At 24.9% G+C, this 19,789-nt stretch carries 17 protein-coding genes; 15 read left to right on the plus strand and 2 right to left on the minus strand.

What is annotated here, in order from left to right; genetic code table 11:
* Positions 1–101: 101 nt before the first annotated feature.
* Positions 102–896 carry a putative ABC transporter permease gene (locus NWE74_RS00650; RefSeq protein ID WP_258241329.1) on the plus strand — a complete coding sequence of 265 codons (795 nt, stop codon included), beginning with the start codon at positions 102–104 and terminating at the stop codon, positions 894–896.
* Between the two features lie 38 nt (positions 897–934).
* Here the strand turns inward: NWE74_RS00650 and NWE74_RS00655 are convergent, their stop codons facing one another.
* Positions 935–4,096 (minus strand): SNF2 family helicase, encoded by a 3,162-nt coding sequence (locus NWE74_RS00655; protein ID WP_258241330.1) that lies wholly within the window; start codon positions 4,094–4,096, stop codon positions 935–937.
* Between the two features lie 333 nt (positions 4,097–4,429).
* On the opposite strand from NWE74_RS00655, the gene NWE74_RS00660 reads away from it, so the two are divergent.
* The 6 genes from NWE74_RS00660 (at position 4,430) to NWE74_RS00685 (ending at position 9,350) form a co-directional block, all read left to right on the plus strand.
* A complete protein-coding gene (locus NWE74_RS00660) occupies positions 4,430–5,335 on the plus strand; it encodes an N-acetylmuramoyl-L-alanine amidase family protein (RefSeq protein ID WP_258241331.1) in 906 nt (301 codons plus the stop codon).
* 105 nt (positions 5,336–5,440) lie between these two features.
* Complete coding sequence (locus NWE74_RS00665) at positions 5,441–6,373, plus strand: DNA-processing protein DprA (protein WP_258241332.1); 933 nt, start codon at positions 5,441–5,443, stop codon at positions 6,371–6,373.
* A gap of 132 nt (positions 6,374–6,505) precedes the next feature.
* Complete coding sequence (locus NWE74_RS00670; protein WP_258241333.1) at positions 6,506–7,042, plus strand: hypothetical protein; 537 nt, start codon at positions 6,506–6,508, stop codon at positions 7,040–7,042.
* A gap of 122 nt (positions 7,043–7,164) precedes the next feature.
* A complete protein-coding gene (locus NWE74_RS00675) occupies positions 7,165–8,229 on the plus strand; it encodes an endonuclease/exonuclease/phosphatase family protein (RefSeq protein WP_258241334.1) in 1,065 nt (354 codons plus the stop codon).
* Positions 8,230–8,377: 148 nt separating this feature from the next.
* Complete coding sequence (locus tag NWE74_RS00680) at positions 8,378–9,091, plus strand: nuclease-related domain-containing protein (protein ID WP_258241335.1); 714 nt, start codon at positions 8,378–8,380, stop codon at positions 9,089–9,091.
* A 37-nt stretch (positions 9,092–9,128) separates the two neighbouring features.
* Positions 9,129–9,350, plus strand: a complete 222-nt coding sequence (locus NWE74_RS00685; protein WP_258241336.1) for a YdbC family protein — start codon at positions 9,129–9,131, stop codon at positions 9,348–9,350.
* 49 nt (positions 9,351–9,399) lie between these two features.
* Here NWE74_RS00685 and NWE74_RS00690 read toward each other — a convergent pair whose 3' ends face one another.
* Entirely contained in the window at positions 9,400–10,299 is a 900-nt protein-coding gene (locus tag NWE74_RS00690; RefSeq protein WP_258241337.1) for an alpha/beta hydrolase, read from the minus strand.
* A gap of 215 nt (positions 10,300–10,514) precedes the next feature.
* On the opposite strand from NWE74_RS00690, the gene NWE74_RS00695 reads away from it, so the two are divergent.
* The 8 genes from NWE74_RS00695 (at position 10,515) to NWE74_RS00730 (ending at position 19,610) form a co-directional block, all read left to right on the plus strand.
* Positions 10,515–12,383, plus strand: a complete 1,869-nt coding sequence (locus tag NWE74_RS00695; protein WP_258241338.1) for a PAS domain-containing sensor histidine kinase — start codon at positions 10,515–10,517, stop codon at positions 12,381–12,383.
* 183 nt (positions 12,384–12,566) lie between these two features.
* Positions 12,567–14,405: an asparagine synthase (glutamine-hydrolyzing) gene (gene asnB / locus NWE74_RS00700; protein ID WP_258241339.1), complete on the plus strand. Its 1,839-nt coding sequence runs from the start codon at positions 12,567–12,569 to the stop codon at positions 14,403–14,405.
* Positions 14,406–14,627: 222 nt separating this feature from the next.
* Positions 14,628–15,272 carry a hypothetical protein gene (locus tag NWE74_RS00705; protein ID WP_258241340.1) on the plus strand — a complete coding sequence of 215 codons (645 nt, stop codon included), beginning with the start codon at positions 14,628–14,630 and terminating at the stop codon, positions 15,270–15,272.
* 6 nt (positions 15,273–15,278) lie between these two features.
* Entirely contained in the window at positions 15,279–15,956 is a 678-nt protein-coding gene (locus NWE74_RS00710; protein WP_258241341.1) for an NAD(P)/FAD-dependent oxidoreductase, read from the plus strand.
* 2 nt (positions 15,957–15,958) lie between these two features.
* A complete protein-coding gene (locus NWE74_RS00715; protein WP_258241342.1) occupies positions 15,959–16,144 on the plus strand; it encodes a DUF1858 domain-containing protein in 186 nt (61 codons plus the stop codon).
* A 127-nt stretch (positions 16,145–16,271) separates the two neighbouring features.
* Entirely contained in the window at positions 16,272–17,099 is an 828-nt protein-coding gene (locus NWE74_RS00720) for a DUF3298 and DUF4163 domain-containing protein (protein ID WP_258241343.1), read from the plus strand.
* Between the two features lie 193 nt (positions 17,100–17,292).
* Positions 17,293–18,714, plus strand: a complete 1,422-nt coding sequence (locus tag NWE74_RS00725) for an NAD(P)/FAD-dependent oxidoreductase (RefSeq protein WP_258241344.1) — start codon at positions 17,293–17,295, stop codon at positions 18,712–18,714.
* A gap of 2 nt (positions 18,715–18,716) precedes the next feature.
* Positions 18,717–19,610, plus strand: a complete 894-nt coding sequence (locus NWE74_RS00730) for an FAD-dependent oxidoreductase (RefSeq protein WP_258241345.1) — start codon at positions 18,717–18,719, stop codon at positions 19,608–19,610.
* Positions 19,611–19,789: the final 179 nt, after the last annotated feature.

The raw sequence follows: 19,789 nt of genomic DNA on the forward strand, positions 1-19,789 counted from the left end.
AATAGCAAAAATATTTGCACATCTTAATGTATAAGAGTAATGACAAAATACAAATAAATTCATAGAATAATATAATAACTAAAAATGTAAAGGTGATAATAATGAGATTATTTTTAGAAATTATTTTATATTTTTTTATATATTCATTTTTAGGGTGGGTTAGTGAATGTATTTATTGTTCTATTGGGCACAAAAAAATTATAAATAGAGGATTTTTAAATGGGCCAATATGCCCTATTTATGGATTTGGTGCATTAATTATTATTTTTTTTCTTAAAGGATATGAAAATAAGATTTTAAAACTTTTTATATATGGGATAATAGTAACATCAATACTTGAATATGTAACAGGTTATTTGCTAGAAACAATTTTTAATACAACATGGTGGGATTACTCAAGAAAAAAATTTAATATAAAGGGTAGAATATGTCTCAAAAACTCTTTATTATTTGGAACGATGTCAGTTATATTAATGAAAATAATTCATAAGTGTATATCTAGTTTTACCTTATCTATGCCAACATTATTCTTAATATTTTTAGCTATAAATAACATTTTATTATTTTGTATTGATTTAAGCTTTACAATAGCCTCTATGAATAATTTAAAGTACAAACTAAAATCATTAGAGGAGTTAACTATAGAGTTAAGGCATATAAATATAAATACTGAAAAAATCAATGAAGATAATCTTAAGGGGTTATTAGAAAATCTTAAAAACAAAGGTGAAATAAAAACAGAAAAAATTGAAGAAATTATAGGTAAATTGCACATCATAAAAAATAAATCAATAAATCAAAGGCGAATAATAAACGCATTTCCTAATATGAAACATAGGTATAGCCAGGAGAGATTTATTAATTTTAAACAAATTATAAAAAGTAAGCGCAAATAAAAAAGAGTTATTATAAAAAATTATAATAACTCTTTTTTTTAATTAAATAAATCGATTATTTCTTTATCAGAAAGACTTCTAAGAGTATTTTGATTAGAAAGGTCACCATTTATAAATTCTTCAATAAGTTCATTTTTATTTTCTTGAAGTTTTATTATTTTTTCTTCTATAGTTCCTTTAGCTATTAATTTAATAACCTCAACAGCATTTTTTTGCCCAAATCTATGAGCTCTATCACTAGCTTGGTTTTCAACTGATGGATTCCACCAAGGGTCAAAATGTATAACAACATCTGCACTAGTTAAGTTAAGACCTGTTCCACCTGCTTTTAAAGATATTAAGAATATTTTATTATTGTTACTAGTATTAAATTCATCGACAAGTTTTAATCTTTCCTTAGCTGGTGTTTGACCATCTATATAAGAATAAGATATATTATTTTTATTAAGTTCATTTCCTAAGTTTTTAAGAACAGACGTAAACTGCGAAAATAAAAGTATCTTATGACCATTTTCAATGTAGTCATTTAAAAGTTCTATTGTAGTTTCTATTTTTGAACTTTTTTTATTATAGTCCTCTAAAATTATTCGAGGATCTAAACATAATTGTCTTAATTTTGTTAAATAAGAAAAAATTACTATCCTATCCTTTTTAACATCTTTTTCTTGGAGTTTTTTACTTAAATCAGAAACATAAGTACTATATATTTTTCTCTGATCTTTATTCAATTCTACAAAGAACTTTTTCTCGATTTTTTCTGGCAATTCTTTCATAACCTCAGATTTAGTTCTTCTTAGAATAAATGGCTTTATTAATTTTTTTAAGTTTTCATTATTATTATCACTATATATAAATAAATCTTGGAATTTACTTTTATTATATAGATATCCAGGCATAACAAAATCAAAAATAGACCATAATTCCATTAAATTGTTCTCTATAGGTGTACCAGTAAGAGCAAACTTAACTTTAGCATTAACATTTTTTACAGCTTCTGTACTTAATGCAATTGGATTTTTTATATTTTGAGCCTCATCGATTATACAGTAGTCAAATACTGTATTTGAATAGTTTTCTAAGTCATTTCTAAGTGTTCCATAAGTTGTTATTACTACATCGTATTCATTTATTGATTCAATTGCTTTTTCTCGATCTTTTTTATTTCCATGAACTAATAAAACTTTTATTGTAGGTGCAAAAGTTTCAAATTCATTTTTCCAATTATAAATTAAAGATGTTGGTGTAATTATGATACTTTTACAAGTATCACTTTTTTTAGATAATAAGAAACTTATAGTTTGTAGAGTTTTACCAAGTCCCATTTCATCTGCAAGTATACCACCAAATTCATAATGATTTAGTGTATTAAACCAATTAAGACCATCAACTTGATATTCTCTTAAGTTAGCTTTTAAATCAGTTGGAACATCTACCTTTAGAGTTTTTATATTTTCAAATTTCTTAGAGATATCTTTGACTAAGTCTTTTCCTGAAATAAAATCTAAACTTTTATTTTCAAAAAAATCATTTAAGTAAAGCATTTTACTATTATGAATTTTAGATGACTCATTATTATTAACTAAGTCTAGATTATCTAAAAGTTCGAAGAAATATTTTGTTTCTTTTTGTTCAAGATTTAAGAAATTACCATTTTTCAATTTATAAAACTTAGAGTTTTCTTTAAAGGATAAAATAATATCTTTATATTCATCTTTATTTATGTCTTCTATATTAAATGAAAAGTCTAAGTATCCATCAACACCATCTCTTAGTGATGCTTGAATAGATGATGAGTTATATATTTTTTTAGCTTTGAATTTATCAGAATAATAGACATCACCAATTGCTTTCAAGTTTATAATTTCTTCATTTAAAAGATCATAAAGTTGTTCATCAGATCCTTTAAATACAAAAAAATTACTTTCAAAATTAAATCCTAAAGAGATGATTTTATCTTTTATTATTTTTTCTTTTTCTAAATCATTAAGTATAAATTTAGTTCCATTTTCATCATCATATATATACTTAACATCACATATTATAGTAGTTCCCTTAAGATCAAAATAAAACTTTGTTTTAAATGAGTTAACTATATTATTTTTTATATCATTATCTATGTTAATAGATTTACAAAATTGAGATAGTTTAGGTATTAAACTACTAAAAACACCTTGTGTATCTTCCTTATCAAAACAAATACTTTTTTGTTCTTTAAGCGCAGAATAAATATTTACGTAATTATAGCTATAATTAGATGATAGCAGGTATATGTCTTCATTAAATAATACTACGTCACCTTTATTTGTAAGTGGAATTGGTAAATCATTATTAGTTTTTAACTTTATTTTTCCATCCTCATTTTCTACATCAAAAGAAATTGGTAAAGTCTGAGTTGAAATTTTAGGGCTATACACCGTATCGTTTAATGTAAGAGTAAATGGTATATCTTTTAAATTACTTAAAAATAGTTTTAATTCACTATTACCTATATGCATTAATTTGGGATTAGATACACTCAAATAAGATGATAAATTATTGCCGTAGTTTTCTAATATATCAACTAAATTATCGTATTTAGATTCAAATATATGAACAGTAGGATTATAAGTGAAATTTTTACCATATTGCAATGTATATCCGTTAGCTTTAGCATATGCAAAGTCTTTAATATTTTTTAAAACGTACATTTTATCTTGGCCTATTTTAAAATCTGCAAAAACTTTTTCATCTTCTATGGATAGATTTACTTCTAAATTGACAAATTCTTTTTTTGAATCATCAAAATAAAAAAGTAATTTTTTATTAAGTTGAGAAGGTACAACTGCTGAATTTTCTTTTTCTTTTATTTTAGTAACTAATCCAGTGGCATAATCTCGTTTTGCTAATTGAAGACCATAGATAGAAGTTGCTGCTAGATGTTTACATATAAAATAAGAATCAGTAAGACTTTTTGCTCTAAAATCTTCACAAGTACACCTAGTACTAACTATTTTCATCTCATTTATATCAATAGCAACATATGTTGGATAAACTTCATTATAGTATTCTGATTCACAAATTCCCTCAAAAGAAAGTATACTTTCACTTGTATTAAATGTTACATGATCGACTAATCTTCTATTAAAATATTTAATTCCTCTTACCCATCTAGAGGTATCCGTTCTTGATTTAATTAAGTCTTGTATTAGTTTAAAATCCAATGTATTTCACCCCACCCTCATATTTAACTAAAAAATATTTTTTAGTATTTTTAATATAAAGTATAACAAAAATAAAATGAATATATTTTATATTAAAAACAATAAAACCATGAACTTTAAATATACTACACTTTAATACATTTACACAAGTAAAAAATAAATTTAATTAGTAAGTACATATTTAAGTTCCTTTTAATAAGATAATATGAGATAGAAAACTATATTCTTAAAATTTAATTGCTTAATAGATATTAAGAAGTACTTTAAAATAGTATTTGAATTAAGCTAAATTTATAGACGGAAAATCATATAACTTAAATGGGAGCTGATAAAATGAAATTATTAATTTTAGATAGTGGTCATGCTGAGTACGTTCAAGGTAAAGAAGCACCAGATAAATCAATGAGAGAATGGGAATTTAATTATGATATGCAAAATAGAATAAAAGAATTAGCTCAAAAACATGGATTAACTGTTTATTTAACGAACCCTAATCCACAAAAGAAAGATGAAATAGGGTTAACAAAACGTGCAGAGTTAGCGAATGATTATTGGAAATCTAAAAATAAACCAGAAGCACTATTTTTTAGTATACACTCTAATGCATATCAAACTGAATTTAATGCGGCAAGAGGAACAGAAACATATGTTGCATCAAATGCTAGCAAAAATTCAAAAGATGCCGCAAAATATGTGCAAGATGCAGTTTATAAAATGATAAAATCAATAGACCCAAATGCAAAAGATAGAGGCGTTAAAGTTGCTGATTTTACAGTTATATATAAAGCTCAAATGCCATCATTATTAGAGGAATATGCATTTTATACAAATAAAGAAGATCTAAAAATATTAAAAGAATATAGAACTGAGCTAGCAGAAGCTACAATACAAGGTGTTTGTAAGTATTTTGGGATTGAATATAAGCCGGGTAATATAGAAAAGCCTGATGAACCTACAGAGCCAGAAAAGCCAACTACCCCTCCTGCGGTTCAAGAAGAATTATACAAATACTGTGTTGTATATAATAGTCAAGTTGATGAAAATATAGCACAAATATTAAGTTGGCATTTGAAATATGGTATAGTAGTGGATTTAAGCATTTATAAGCCTGGGCTAGGCGAAACTGTATTTGTAATCGGAGGGGCATGTGAAAAATTAAAAGGTAATTTCAATTTCCAGGGAAAAGACAGATGGGAAACGTTAGATATGGTTATGCAGTATATAAATAAAAATAAATAATAATTAAAGTAATATGCTGCTATTTTTTATAGTAGCATATTTTTATATCTTAGGGATAATATACAATATGGAATAGATAAAACATATATTAAGGAGATTTAACATATGGATAATATAATATTAACATTACTATGCATACCAAATGTAGGTAGAAAAACAGTGCTTTATTTAATAGAATCAATAGAAAAATTTCCTATAAATGAATCAGAATTACTAGAAATTTTTATAAGTAGTAAGCTTACAAATAAAAAAATTTATATACCAACATTAGATGAAATAAAAAAAGCGAAAGAAAAAAGTAATGATATAATATTAAACTCAAGTATATTAAATATAAAATATATAGATATATTAAATGAAAAATTTCCTAAAAGCTTAAAACAAATAAAAGATAAGCCTGTTATGCTTTTTTACAAAGGCAATTACAAGTGTATAGAAGATCAAAAAACAATAAATATTATTGGAAGTAGAAAAGCAAGTATTAATGGGTTAAAAGAGGCGTATAAATTAGGATATGATTTTGGCAAGGATAAGTACTGTGTAGTAAGTGGACTAGCTATAGGATGTGATGAACAAGCGCATAAAGGGTGTTTAGATGCAAATGGAAATACAGTAGCAGTGCTTCCGTCCGCAATAGACAAAATATATCCTTATAAAAATAATTATTTGGCTGAAAAAATAATTGAGAATAAGGGATGCTTAATAAGCGAATATCCTATTGGTAAAAATATATCTAAAAATCAGTTTATAGAAAGAGATAGGATACAAAGTGGCATAAGTAAATCTGTTTTATTATGTGAGTCAAGTTTAAAATCAGGGAGTATGCATACTATAGAATTTGCAAAATTACAAGGTAAAATTATTTCATGTATAGATATTAACGCGGATGGAAATGAGGCTATAAAAAAAGATAAGAGATGTGTAATTATAAGGAATGAAAAAGATATAAAAGAATTAAAAAATAAAATAAATAATTTTAAAAGCTGTGAAAATATGATAACAAATAATATACAAAGACAGATAAAGTTTGAGTTATAAAAAACACTTAAAACAAATGTAGAAAATTGTAGAAAAATATTCAAAATACGAAAGAATTGTGATATTATTATCCTATTCATATTAAAAATTTATATGTTGTCAATATAAATTAAGGAAAGGTAAATATTATAAATGGAGCAAATAAGAATTAGTGTAGATGAACTTAAATTAAGTGGTTTCATAAACTATTATGAAGATAATATAAAAGAAATGCTTTATGATCAAAATGAATCTGTAACTAGAGTAAATTTAATAGATAGAGACTATATGGATGTAATAACTTTTGATGAAGATTATGAAGAATTAGAAGATGCAAGTGATTACGAATCAGTATTATTAAATGAAGAAAATGCATTATTATTTATAGTAGGTCAAACGTATGAAGGACAAGAAAAATTTGAATTTATAGATGGTACTAAATACAGTTTAAAACATTATAAAGGTGATGAGTACTCAGATAAACATACTATAAGAGATATAGGTGACTTAAGTTTAGATTTAGATCATTATGTAGGTATTTTAATAGATACAGAAGATGTAGAAGGTAAAGACTTTGTCATAAGTGTTGTTAATTATGAAAAAGGTTTACATCCAAGAATAATAGAAGTAGAAGAGTGTGGAGATTTAGAAGACATAATAAAAAACTTAATTGATAGATTTACCATATAAATAAAAAAGCATACTAAATATAGTTTAAACTATTAATAGTGTGCTTTTTTAATAAAAAATATGTCCTATTTATTATATATGTGTGATACTATTTATATATAATAAATTAAAAGGAGTATTAGATGAAGGGTAAGAATATGATAAAAATAATATTGGGGATTTTAATTTTTCTTATAGCTATTATAGGTAGTTATATACTGTTTATGATAGTTACAGACTATAGGCCAGAAAGTGAGATAAAAATAGACATAGAGGATAATAAAAAACGATACATAGAAAATAAAGATGAAATCTCTATAACGACTTTTAATATTGGATATTGTGGCACAGATAAAGATATAGATTTTTTTATGGATGGAGGAACTCAGTCAAGATCTATTAGCAAAGAAAAAACTATAGAAAACTTAAATGGAATTATATCAGAAATTGAAGCATTAAATTCAGATATATACTTTTTACAAGAGGTAGATAAAAGAGCTACAAGGAGCTATAAGATAAATCAATATAAAGCTATAAAAGATAAATTCAATGAATATGGATTTACATTTGCTATAAATTACAAAGTACCATGGGTTCCAGTGCCAATATCCAAACCACATGGGCAAGTCTTAGCAGGTCTTACAACAATGTCAAAGTACTATATAAAAGAGAGCATCAGATATGATTTACCAGGCAAAGAAAGTTTTTTAGTACAACTTGGGGAGTTAGATAGATGTATTATGGTAAATAAAGTACCTGTTAAAGAAGGTAAAGACTTAGTACTTGTAAATGCTCATTTATCTGCATATGATAAAGGTGGTAAAATAAGAAAAGAGCAGCTAGGATTTTTAAGTGAATTTTTAGAGAAAGAGTATAACAAAGGTAGCTATGTTGTAGTAGGTGGAGATTGGAACCAACAAATTCCAGGAACTCATTTTACAGCATTTGAAACAACTCAACAAAAGCCTAATTGGCTACAAGATATACCAGATGATTTCAAACCTAAAGGTTTTAGATGGGCTTATGATAAGGGAACACCAACAGCTAGAACTATGGACATAACCTATAAAAAAGGAGAAAACTTATTATCAGTTATAGATGGTTTTTTAGTATCAGATAATGTAGAAGTTATTGATGTGACTGGCAAAAACTTAGAGTTTAGACATACTGATCATAATCCAGTAACAATAAAATTAATATTAAAGTAATAAAAAGTACTTTTGCTATTATAGTTTAATTAATAGTAAAAGTACTTTTTATTTTATAATCTATTAAATTTAATAATTAACCTTGTTTGAATTAATATAAATATGACAATAATTAAAATGCAGAATATAAGTATAGGAAGATGATAATATGAATATAGAAATACCAATAGTAGTAGCAGGTATAATGCTTTTATTTACTTCAATTTTAATTATTATGCTAAGTTTTTATATCTATTTAAAAAGTATTAATTATAGACAAATATCAGGTATTGGGTTTTATCAAATGATACATAATGCTGGTAATTTTGGTGAATATTTAGTTTATAAAGAAATAGAAAATTTAAATGGGAACTTCAAAGTTCTAACTAATCTATATATTCCTGTTGATCACAACAGAAATACTGAAATAGATATGATATTGATTCATGAAAATGGAATATTTGTTATAGAATCCAAAAACTATAGTGGATGTATTTATGGTAAAGAATTCAAAAAAGAATGGCTACAGGTACTAGATAATGGCTTTAGAAAAAAATTTTATAACCCAATATTTCAAAATAAAAATCATATAAAGCACTTAACCAATACATTAAAATTTATAGAAGATGAAGATATTTATTCTTTGATTATATTTAGTGAAAGATGTAATTTAAAGCCAATTGAAATATCAAATTGCTTTACTAAAGTAATAAAAAGAAATCAATTACTGCAAACAATAAGTGTTATATTAAATAGTACGGATGTTGTATTTTCAAAAGAAGATATAGAAACTATATATAATATTTTAATTAAGTTTACAAAAGTAAGTGATGAAGTAAAAAAAAAGCATGTTGAAATGATAAAAAGTTATAATAAAAAATAAGTAAAATATGGTAAAATAACTAGTGCGAGGTGAAAAAATGGCAGATATAAAATTTGAAATACATGAAGAAATAGGTATTTTATCAGATTCATCAAAAGGATGGACAAAAGAGTTAAATATTATAAGTTGGAATGGAAATACTCCTAAATTTGACCTAAGAGACTGGTCTCCAAATCATGAAAAAATGGGTAAAGGTATAACTTTGACCAATGAAGAATTAAAATCTCTTAAAAATTTATTAAATGAAATGAATTTATAATAAATAGTCCCAGACACTAATTGTGTGTGGGACTATCTGTTAATAAAATTTATATATAAACTTCATTTAAAAACTTAATAATAATATTTTCATATTGTGTTTTATTATACATATATGATTCTACATGATCAGCATGATCAACAATAAAAATTTTATCATATTTGTTATTTCTTAGTTTATACATATTTTTACTCATATAATATGGAATTATCTTATCTTCTTTTCCATGAATAAATAATATGGGAATATTTAAGTTAAGAATATCAGAACTTGGATTAACTGAATTCATAGAAAATTTACAACGTATTTTAAATAAAACATTTACTAATTGATATAGAGGATAAGGTGTAATTTTAACTATATGTTTAAATTGATATTTTAAAATATCTTTTCCACTAGAATAAGGGCAATCTGCAATTATAAAGTCAATGTCCTTATATTTACCACCATACATAAGAGCCGTGGAAGCTCCCATAGATTGTCCATGAATCCCGATTTTTATGTTATTTCCTAATTTATCTTTTAAAGTCCTAATCCATAACTTAATATCTTCTCTTTCTTTAATACCATAAGTGGCATACTTACCTTCACTATTTCCGTGACTCCGACTATCTATAAGTAAAATATTAAATCCATTATTTAAATAAAAGTCTATAAATTGCAAAGAGATATAATGATTAGCTGTATAACCATGTATTATCAGGATAACTTTATCAGAATATGAATCATTTTTAGCAAAATAACTTTTTAATTTAAACTTGTCATGACTTAATATTTCTATTTCTTCTAATGCAGATTCTTTGAATTTATAATTTGAATATAATCCTCTTTTTTCTAATAAATCAAAAGCATCGATCTTAGATTTCCTAGGTGATAAAATAATATTTTCAAATGCAAAATTAGATAAAATATAAATTAAAAATAAAAAAAATATAAAAAAAATAATCATAGTTTTCTCCTTTAAAAATAATAGAAATATAATTAAATACTTAATTAAGTATACCATTGAGCTAAATTAATTTAAAATACATATAAAAACAAAATTATACTATAAATAATAAAAAAATCTATTTTATTATAAAAAATTCACTTTTGTTTTTATATATAATATAATAGTAGTATTGTGATTGTTAATTTAACAAGATGGGGGGCATTTATTTATATATGTTATCAAATGAGGAGTATATAAAGATAATTTTGGATAGTCCTGTACCTTGCATGTGGATAGAGTTTACACGTAAGGAAGATGAATACTATATAAACATATTAGGGATAAATGGTGAATTAGACAAAATAAAAAAAGATGCTTTTAAACTTAACTTTAATTATAAGCTAGATAAGAAATTCTATAAAAACTTTATATCAAATATTGAAAATAATACTAAGCAGTTTAAATTTTTAGAGTATGTTAGTATTTTAAATTCTTTTTATAATATAGATGTTAAGTGTATCAGTGAAAAGAAATATATAATATGGTTCACTAAAAAAATAGAAATAGATGAAAATATAAAAGAATTAATAAAAAAAATGGATGTTTATTTGTGGTGTAAAGACAAAAATGGAAAGTATATCTATATAAATAGATCATATGAATCATATAAACATGCGACACCAGAATATATTATAGGAAAAAATGATTTTGAAATTTTTCCAAAAGAGATAGCAGAGAAATTTGTTAAAGATGATAAAGAACTTTTAGAGGGGAAAAAAGATTACATAGAAGCATTATCTTTTTTTAATGAAAACTGCTATGATGGTATAAATAAAGTAGTAAAAGATGAAGAAGGAAATATAATAGGTACAATAGGTATGTGTGCTAATACTCTATGGAAAGATAGAAAAACTATAAGTGACAAAATTTCTGACTCTAGAATGTTAGAGTTAATAAGTGACACTATACCTGACAGTATCTTTTTCAAGGATGTAAATGGAATCTTTAGACATTGTAACAAAGTATTTGCTGAAAATAGAAATATGACAAAAGAAGATATAATAGGCAAAAGTGAAAAAGAAATTAATACATTAGATAAAAAAATAAAAAAATATGAAGCAGAAGAAAAAGAGATTGTAAGAACTAAAAGGTCATTAATAACTACAAATTCTTTTGAAGCTAGTGATGGAAGAATAATGTATTTTGAAACTATAAAGGTACCATTTTTAGATGATCATAAAATGGTTGGAGGAGTACTTGGTATTTCAAGAGATATATCACATAGAAGAGAGGCTGAATTAGAATTTGAAAGATTACGAATGGAATTTTTCGCAAATCTCTCCCATGAGTTTAAAACACCATTAAACCTTATATTTAGTTCAATTCAATTAGTAGAGTTTATGATGGATAAGGGTGATGATTGTAAAAATTACCGTACATATACTAATATAATTAAACAAAATGGATATAGATTGTTAAAAATGGTAAACAACTTAATAGATAGCACAAGATTAAATGCAGGGTGTTTAGAGTATAATCCAATAAATTATGATATTGTTGAGTTTATTGAAAATATATGTGATTCAGTTCAATATTATTCTAGTCAAGAACATATAAAATTAATATTTGATACAAATTTAGAAGAAAAAATTATGGCATTTGATTTAGAAAAAATGGAACGTATAATGTTAAATTTATTATCTAATGCGATTAAATACAATAATGAAAATGGAAATATAGAGGTTAGCTTAAATTTTTCAGATGACAGCTTAGAAATTAGTGTAAAAGATAGTGGTATAGGGATACCAAAAGATAAATTAGATGAAGTATTTTTATTGTTTAAACAAGTAAATAATAGAATGACGAAAAAAAGTGAAGGAAGTGGAATTGGTTTATCAATAGTAAAATCACTAGTTGACCTTCATGGTGGAAGTATAAGTGTTTATAGTGAACAAGGTCAAGGAAGTGAATTTATTGTAAATATTCCTATAATAGTATGTGAATCCAAAAAGCAAAAAATAGAAAAAATTAAGCATAATAAATATGTTGAAAATATAAATATAGAGTTTTCAGACATATATACAGCTGTAAAATCAGTATAGGAAAATCAGACACAGTATAATTTAGTATTTTATATTGTGTCTGATTTTCTTTTTTTATATAAAATTTTATAAAAAATGTAACAAAATGAAACTTTTTTGTAGTGAACTTAGTCTTATATAGTGGAGAGAAATAATTAATGCAAGATAAATATATTAAGTATATATTTACAGGAAGGATTTAGTATGTGTGGATTTTCAGGTTTTGTAGATAATATACAAAATAAAGCAAAAGTTTTAGAAAAAATGATGGAACGTATAGTTCATAGGGGTCCAGATGAAAAAGGTGAATATCTGGATAGTGATGTAGCATTAGGATTTAGGAGATTAAGTATAATTGGTGTGAGTAATGGTATGCAGCCATTGTACAATGAAGATAGAAGATTAGTACTAGTATTTAATGGAGAAATATATAATTATAAAGAATTAAGAGGAGAGTTATTAGAAAAAGGGCATGTATTCAAGACGAGTACTGACAGTGAAGTCTTGATACATTTATATGAAGAGTATAAAGAAAATATGGTAAATAAATTAAGAGGTATGTTTTCCTTTGTGATATGGGATACAAATAAAAAAGAGTTATTTGCAGCTAGAGACCATTTCGGAATAAAGCCTCTATATTATACAGAGATAGTTGAAGGTTCAAATAAGTCGTTTATATTTGGTTCAGAGATTAAAAGTTTCTTAGAACATCCAAATTTTAAAAAGGAAGTAAATAAAAATGCATTAAAACCTTATCTAACTTTCCAGTATTCTGTTTTAGATGAAACTTTTTTCAAAGGCGTATTTAAACTAAAGCCAGGTCATTTTATGACTTATAAAAATGAAAAACTAGAAATTAAACAATATTGGGATATAAATTTTAAACAGAAAAATATAATTTTAAAAGAATGTGTTAATCGTATACAAGAAGTCGTAGATGAGTCTGTAAAAGTACATAGTGAGAGTGAAGTTGCAGTAGGAGCATTTTTATCAGGTGGGGTTGATTCAAGTTATATAGTTAGCAATCTAATGCCTGAAAAAACATTCTCAGTTGGATTTAAACAAGAACAATTTGATGAAACTAGTTTAGCAAGTGATTTATCGAATATGCTAGGTATAGAAAATATACAAAAATCACTTACAGCTGAAGAGTGTTTTGAAAAATTACATAGTATACAGTATTATATGGATGAGCCTCAATCAAATCCATCTTCAATACCACTTTATTTCCTATCAGAGCTTGCAAGAGAACATGTTACTGTAGTTTTATCAGGTGAAGGAGCAGATGAAATATTTGGTGGATATGAATGGTATGATGAAGATGAAAGATTAAAAGAATATAAAAAATTACCATCGTATATAAGAAAGCCATTAGGATTAGTAGCTAAAAAATTACCGCATTTTAAAGGTAGAACAACTATTATAAGAGGTGGTTGTCCTGTAGTAGACCACTTTATAGGACAAGCACTAATATTTGAAGAAAAGGAAGCAAAAAAAATTTTAAAAGATAAATACAAGGATTCTTTATGTATAGCGGATATAACTAAGCCTATATACGATAATGTAAAAAATCAAGATGACATAACTAAAAAGCAATATCTTGATTTAAAATTATGGTTAGCTGGAGATATATTACTTAAAGCTGATAAAATGAGTATGGCTCATTCACTTGAATTAAGAGTTCCTTTTTTAGATAAAGAAGTTATGAAAGTAGGAGAGTCGATACCTACTAAATATAAGATTGATAAAACAAATACTAAAGTTGCTTTGAGAGAAGCAGCTAAGAAAAAATTACCAAAAGAATGGGCGAAAAGAGAAAAAAAGGGATTCCCTGTTCCTATAAGATATTGGTTTAAAGATGAAAAATATTATAATATAATAAAAAAATCATTTACTAGCGAACATGCAAGTGAGTTTTTTGAAACTAAAAAAATAGTGAAACTTCTAGATGAACATTTTAATGGAAAAAGAAATAATGCCAGAAAGATATATACTATATATACATTTTTAGTATGGTATGAAGAATTCTTTATTAATTTTTAGAGTTTTATAAATAAAAAAGATAAAAAATAATTACTAATGCTTTAAATTAATTTAAAGTATATGGTAATTATTTTTTATTTTGTAACATTTGTTACAGTAAATTTAAGTTATATTTTATATAATGAATTCACAAGAAAGAAAAAATTAACAAAATAAATATTTAAAATACTTAAAAAAATTAAGGTAATAATAAATATATATAATTTAATAAAGGAGAATTTTATGAGTCAATTTTTAGCGCCAATACACACTTGGTTATTTAATAAAATAAAGTTAGCACAGGATTTAGAAAGTAATATAGTAAAGGTGCATATAGATACTTTTGGTGAAGAAGTATTAAGTGTACAAGAAGAAGCTATAAAATTATATGGTGAATATATACAAAGTAAACCATTAGAAGAATTAATAGATGTTAATAATATACATGGTTGGCTTCAAAATAGGATAATAGAAGTTGAAAGTAGAAGTGCATATATAATAAGTAAATATTATGATATCTATAAAGAAAAAAGTAAAGAATTAACTATGTCAGAATATAAAAAACAAGCTATTAAATGTGCAAAAGATGAAAGTAACAAAGTAAATTCACCAGACAATGTTTATATATCATTAAACAACTATATATTATCAGGAATGCCGTGTGATAGAGCTACTTCTATTACAGAAAAAAATGATGATTATGTGATATTTGAACAAGCAGGATGTATACACAAAAAAAATTATGAAAAAGGTAATGGGAATTTAAGTTATCTTTATAAACTTAAAGATTTATGGATAAAGTCATTTGTAGAAAATTTAAGAGTTAAATACGTATATGATAAAAAAGAAAATGATGGAGTTACTATTAACACAATAAGAAAGGTATAACTATTCATGAGTAATTATGGAAATTTACAGAAAATAAAAAATGGAAAAAGAACTTATGGAATAACGCCGCATATACCTGGTGGGTTTGTATTACCTGAGACTCTTATAAAAATAGCACAAGTTGCTAAAAAATATAACGGAGTGATAAAATTAACATCAGGCCAAAGAATATTGATAACTAATCTAAAAGAAGAAGACTTAGAAACTATTTGGAAAGAACTAGGTATGGAACCTGCTGTAAAAAATCAGTATTCAGTTAAAAACGTAGAAATGTGTCCAGCAAATTTTTGTAAACGTTCAAAATATCCTACAATAGGTATTGGAACAAAAATAAGCAAAAAATTTCATGGTATGCTACTTCCAAACAGAACTAAAATTGGGGTTGCAGGATGTAGAAATGCGTGCACAAGTGTATACTCAAAAGATATTGGAGTACTAGTTGATATAGATGGTAAGTTTTTTATAACAGCAGGAGGAAGTGCTGGATTTTATCCAAGACAATCGGATATAATAACAAAAGGTTTATCAGAACAAGAAGCATATAATTTAGTGGAAGTAATATTAAATTATTATAATGAACATGGTCAAATGGGTGAAAAACTCGGAGACTTTATAGACAGAATAACAATAGATATATTTAGAAAAGATGTATTACAAATATCAAATTTAAAGGAGTGTTTATAATAATGATAACAAAAGATACTATAATAGCAGATATAATAAAATCAAATCCTAATGCACCACAAATTCTTATGAGTTTTGGTATGGGATGTATAGGGTGCCCTTCGGCACAAATGGAAACATTAGAACAAGCTTGTGAAATTCATGGTTTAAACTTAGATGAAATAATAGAAAAATTAAATGAAAAATAAATATTAAACTACCTTTACTGTAAAGGTAGTTTTTTTATACTAAAAAATCATATGTTATTTCTAGTATAGATATAAAAATATAGAAGAAACTATATTTACAATAAATAAAATACAAGGAGTACTTATGATGAGAAAAATAAAACCAATAGCATGCTTAAGTTTAATAACTATACTTTTAAGTACATCTTTTTCATATGCTAATTTTGATAAAAACATTATTGATGATAAAGCTAAATGTACAGAACTTCCGTTATTTAAATCTAAACAGAGCTCTATAAATAATATTTTTACTATAGAAATGAAAAAGATAGATGAAAATAAAGAGTTTTTTAAATCGGATATTCATTATCCAAATTTAAAAATAAAAAATAAATATTTAGACGATAAAAATTCAAACATAAAATTTATTGAAAATATTAATGAGGCAATATCTAATTATATAGATGATTTTAAAAAGAAAATTGAAGAAGAGTCAAAAGAATATGAAAAACAATATAAAACTATCTTCTATAAGGCTAAAGATCAATATGTAAAATATCAGTATGAAGCTTATTCTGATTATCAAGTTACCTACAATAAAAATAACTTAATAAGTATACCTATAAAATTATATGAATTCACAGGTGGAGCCCATGGAATGAGCTATTTAAAATCTTTTAACTATGATCTAGAAAATAAAAAAGAATTAAAATTAAAAGATTTATTTAAAGAAAATGTTAATTATAAAAAGATTGTTAATAAATTTATAAATGATGAAATTTCAAAAAATAAAGATATCTATTTTACTGGAGATGAAGGCTTTAAAGGTATAAGTGATAATCAAAGTTTTTATATTGATAATGAAGGAATAGTAGTTTATTTTGGACTTTATGAAATAGCTCCCTATTATGTAGGAATTCCTAAGTTTAAATTAACATGGGATGAATTTGGAAAATACTTAAAATACAATAAATAATAAAAATAGCCTTAGATAAATTTTTAAGGCTATTTTTAATTTATAAATTTATGGTAAATTATAGCATTAACAATATTAATGATTATCATATTATATATCAATTTTACCTATAGGTGAAGTTGATATATAATAAATACATAAATTGAACAAGATAAAAATGACTAAGTTAGTAAAATTAAAAGGAGCGATGTTTATGAAAGATATAGCTATTATAGGAGCTGGGGTTGTAGGCTGTTCTATAGCTAGAGAGCTATCAAAATATAAATTAGATATAATTGTGATAGATAAAAATGAAGATATTTGTGAAGGTATTTCAAAGGCTAATAGCGGAATAATACATGGCGGTTTTAATGAAAAGAGAGAAAGTTTAAAAGCAAAGTTAAATATAGAAGGAAATCAAATGATAGAAAAGTTATCAAATGACTTAGATTTTAAATTTAAAAGAAATCAAGCATTAGTTTTGGCTTTTAATGAAGAGGAGATAGAAAGACTAAATTATCTAAAACAAAATGGTGAAGCAATAGGCGTTTGGGGGCTTAAAATAATAGAAAAAGAAGAAATTTTAAAAATGGAACCAAATATAAACAAAGATGTTAAAAAAGCATTATATGTTAAAAGTTCAGGTATTGTAAGTCCTTATGAAATGACTATAGCATTAGCTGAAAATGCTTGTGAGAATGGAGTAGAGTTTAGCTTAGGAAGTGAAGTTATAGATATAAAAAAATATAATGATGGATATGAAATAAATTTAGCAAATGGGCAAGCTATTAAATCAAAATTAGTAGTAAATACATCTGGATTATCTGGAGCATTTATAAATAACTTAGTAAGCAGTAAAAAGTATGAAGTAAATCCAGTAAAGGGCGAATATTGTTTATTTGATAAAGTTGCAGGTAGTTTATGTGAAAAAACTTTATTCCAAGTACCTAGTAAGTTAAGTAAAGGTGTTTTAGTAACGCCTACGGTGGATGGAAATCTTTTATTAGGGCCAAATGCTAAAGCTAATAATACTATTTTAACTTCTAGAGAAGGTATAGATGAAATAATACAAAAAAGTGAAAAGACTATAAAAAATTTACCTCTAAATAGAGTTTTAAACACATTTAGTGGATTAAGACCTAAAACTAAGGAAGGTGACTTCATAATAGAAGAAGCATTTGATGCTAAAAACTTTATAAATGTAATATGGATAGACTCACCAGGTTTAACAGCCGCACCTGCTATTGGATATTACACTGTTGAAATAATAAAAAATAAAATAAGTTTAGAGGAAAAAAACAATTTTAAATCAACTAGAAAAGGTATAACAAGATTTAATGAACTTAGCTTAGAAGAAAAAAACAACTTAATAGCTAAAAATTCATCTTATGGAAAAATGATTTGTAAATGTGAATTGATTACAGAAGGTGAAATATTAGAAGCTATAAATAGACCATTAGGTGCTAAAACTGTAGATGCAGTTAAAAGAAGAACTCGTGCTATGATGGGTGGATGTCAAGGTGTAGGATGTATGATTACAATAGGAAATATATTAAGTCAAGAATTAGGCATAGATATAAGTGAAGTAAATAAGAATAACAAAGCTTCAAATGCTATAGGGTTTAAGGAGGATTAATTATGAGAGAGTATGATTTAGTTATAGTAGGAGCAGGAGCTGCGGGTATTTTATGTGCAATAAATGCTGATAAAAATAACATAAATAATGTACTGTTAATTGAAAAAGATCCTATATTAGGAGGAGCGTTAACATTAGGAGATTACAATATAAGCAAAAGTAAAAATATAACAGGTAAAGAATACAAAAAAGAGCTCTTAAAAAAACTTGATAATTGCAAAAACATAGAAAGACAATTATCTACTATGGTTTTAAAAATAGATGATAACAATGAAATTGTTTGTACAAGTGAAAAAAATGGAATAGAAAAAATTAAAGGTAAAAATATAATTCTAGCGAATGGAGCAAAAGAAGGAAGTAGAAAAGCTGTTAGCATGGTTGGGGATAGATGTTCAGGAATTTTAACTTTATCAATGGCTAAAAAGATTTTTAATATGGATAAAATGATTCCAGGAAAAAATATGCTTATACACGGAGATGCAACTTTATATATGTTAGAAAATGATTTAAAAAAGCATAATATAAACGTAGTAGGTATTATTACAAAAGAAAATATTAAAGATACTTTCAACCTTACAGACAATATATATGAAAGTTATGAGATAACTTCTATACAAGGAAATGGAAGATTAGAGTGTGTTACTTTATCTAACAGTAAAGAAAGTATTCAAATAAATTGCGATACATTAATATTTGCAAATCCTATGCTTAGTGATGGGTTAGTTTCAATGAGAAGTAATGTAAATCTAAATCCTGAAACTACAGGTCCTTTAGTAAATGAAAACTTTATGACATCAAGAGAAGCTATATTTGCTTGTGGTAATGGGATTTATATACATGATTATATAGAAGATATTGAAAAGGAATGTATAGCTATTATAAATAATATAAAATAAAAAAATAAATATAGTTTTACAAGAACTTTTAAAGTGGTTTATATATAAATAAATTGCTTTAAGAGTTTTTGTTTTGACATAGAATGGTTTTGTTTTGTATTAAAATGTATCAATAGATAAAAATTATATCAATTGTATGGATAAATTTTATATTTTTATAGAATAATTTTTAATTAAAG

It is taken from the genome of Romboutsia lituseburensis, assembly GCF_024723825.1.
Lineage (GTDB): Bacteria > Bacillota > Clostridia > Peptostreptococcales > Peptostreptococcaceae > Romboutsia_F > Romboutsia_F lituseburensis_A.

Coding starts and splice junctions, on each gene's coding strand:
- NWE74_RS00650 (WP_258241329.1), top strand. CDS start 102: ATGAGATTATTTTTAGAAATTATTTTATATTTTTTTATATATTCATTT.
- NWE74_RS00660 (WP_258241331.1), top strand. CDS start 4,430: ATGAAATTATTAATTTTAGATAGTGGTCATGCTGAGTACGTTCAAGGT.
- NWE74_RS00665 (WP_258241332.1), top strand. CDS start 5,441: ATGGATAATATAATATTAACATTACTATGCATACCAAATGTAGGTAGA.
- NWE74_RS00670 (WP_258241333.1), top strand. CDS start 6,506: ATGGAGCAAATAAGAATTAGTGTAGATGAACTTAAATTAAGTGGTTTC.
- NWE74_RS00675 (WP_258241334.1), top strand. CDS start 7,165: ATGAAGGGTAAGAATATGATAAAAATAATATTGGGGATTTTAATTTTT.
- NWE74_RS00680 (WP_258241335.1), top strand. CDS start 8,378: ATGAATATAGAAATACCAATAGTAGTAGCAGGTATAATGCTTTTATTT.
- NWE74_RS00685 (WP_258241336.1), top strand. CDS start 9,129: ATGGCAGATATAAAATTTGAAATACATGAAGAAATAGGTATTTTATCA.
- NWE74_RS00690 (WP_258241337.1), bottom strand. CDS start 10,299: ATGATTATTTTTTTTATATTTTTTTTATTTTTAATTTATATTTTATCT.
- NWE74_RS00695 (WP_258241338.1), top strand. CDS start 10,515: ATGTTATCAAATGAGGAGTATATAAAGATAATTTTGGATAGTCCTGTA.
- asnB (WP_258241339.1), top strand. CDS start 12,567: ATGTGTGGATTTTCAGGTTTTGTAGATAATATACAAAATAAAGCAAAA.
- NWE74_RS00705 (WP_258241340.1), top strand. CDS start 14,628: ATGAGTCAATTTTTAGCGCCAATACACACTTGGTTATTTAATAAAATA.
- NWE74_RS00710 (WP_258241341.1), top strand. CDS start 15,279: ATGAGTAATTATGGAAATTTACAGAAAATAAAAAATGGAAAAAGAACT.
- NWE74_RS00715 (WP_258241342.1), top strand. CDS start 15,959: ATGATAACAAAAGATACTATAATAGCAGATATAATAAAATCAAATCCT.
- NWE74_RS00720 (WP_258241343.1), top strand. CDS start 16,272: ATGAGAAAAATAAAACCAATAGCATGCTTAAGTTTAATAACTATACTT.
- NWE74_RS00725 (WP_258241344.1), top strand. CDS start 17,293: ATGAAAGATATAGCTATTATAGGAGCTGGGGTTGTAGGCTGTTCTATA.
- NWE74_RS00730 (WP_258241345.1), top strand. CDS start 18,717: ATGAGAGAGTATGATTTAGTTATAGTAGGAGCAGGAGCTGCGGGTATT.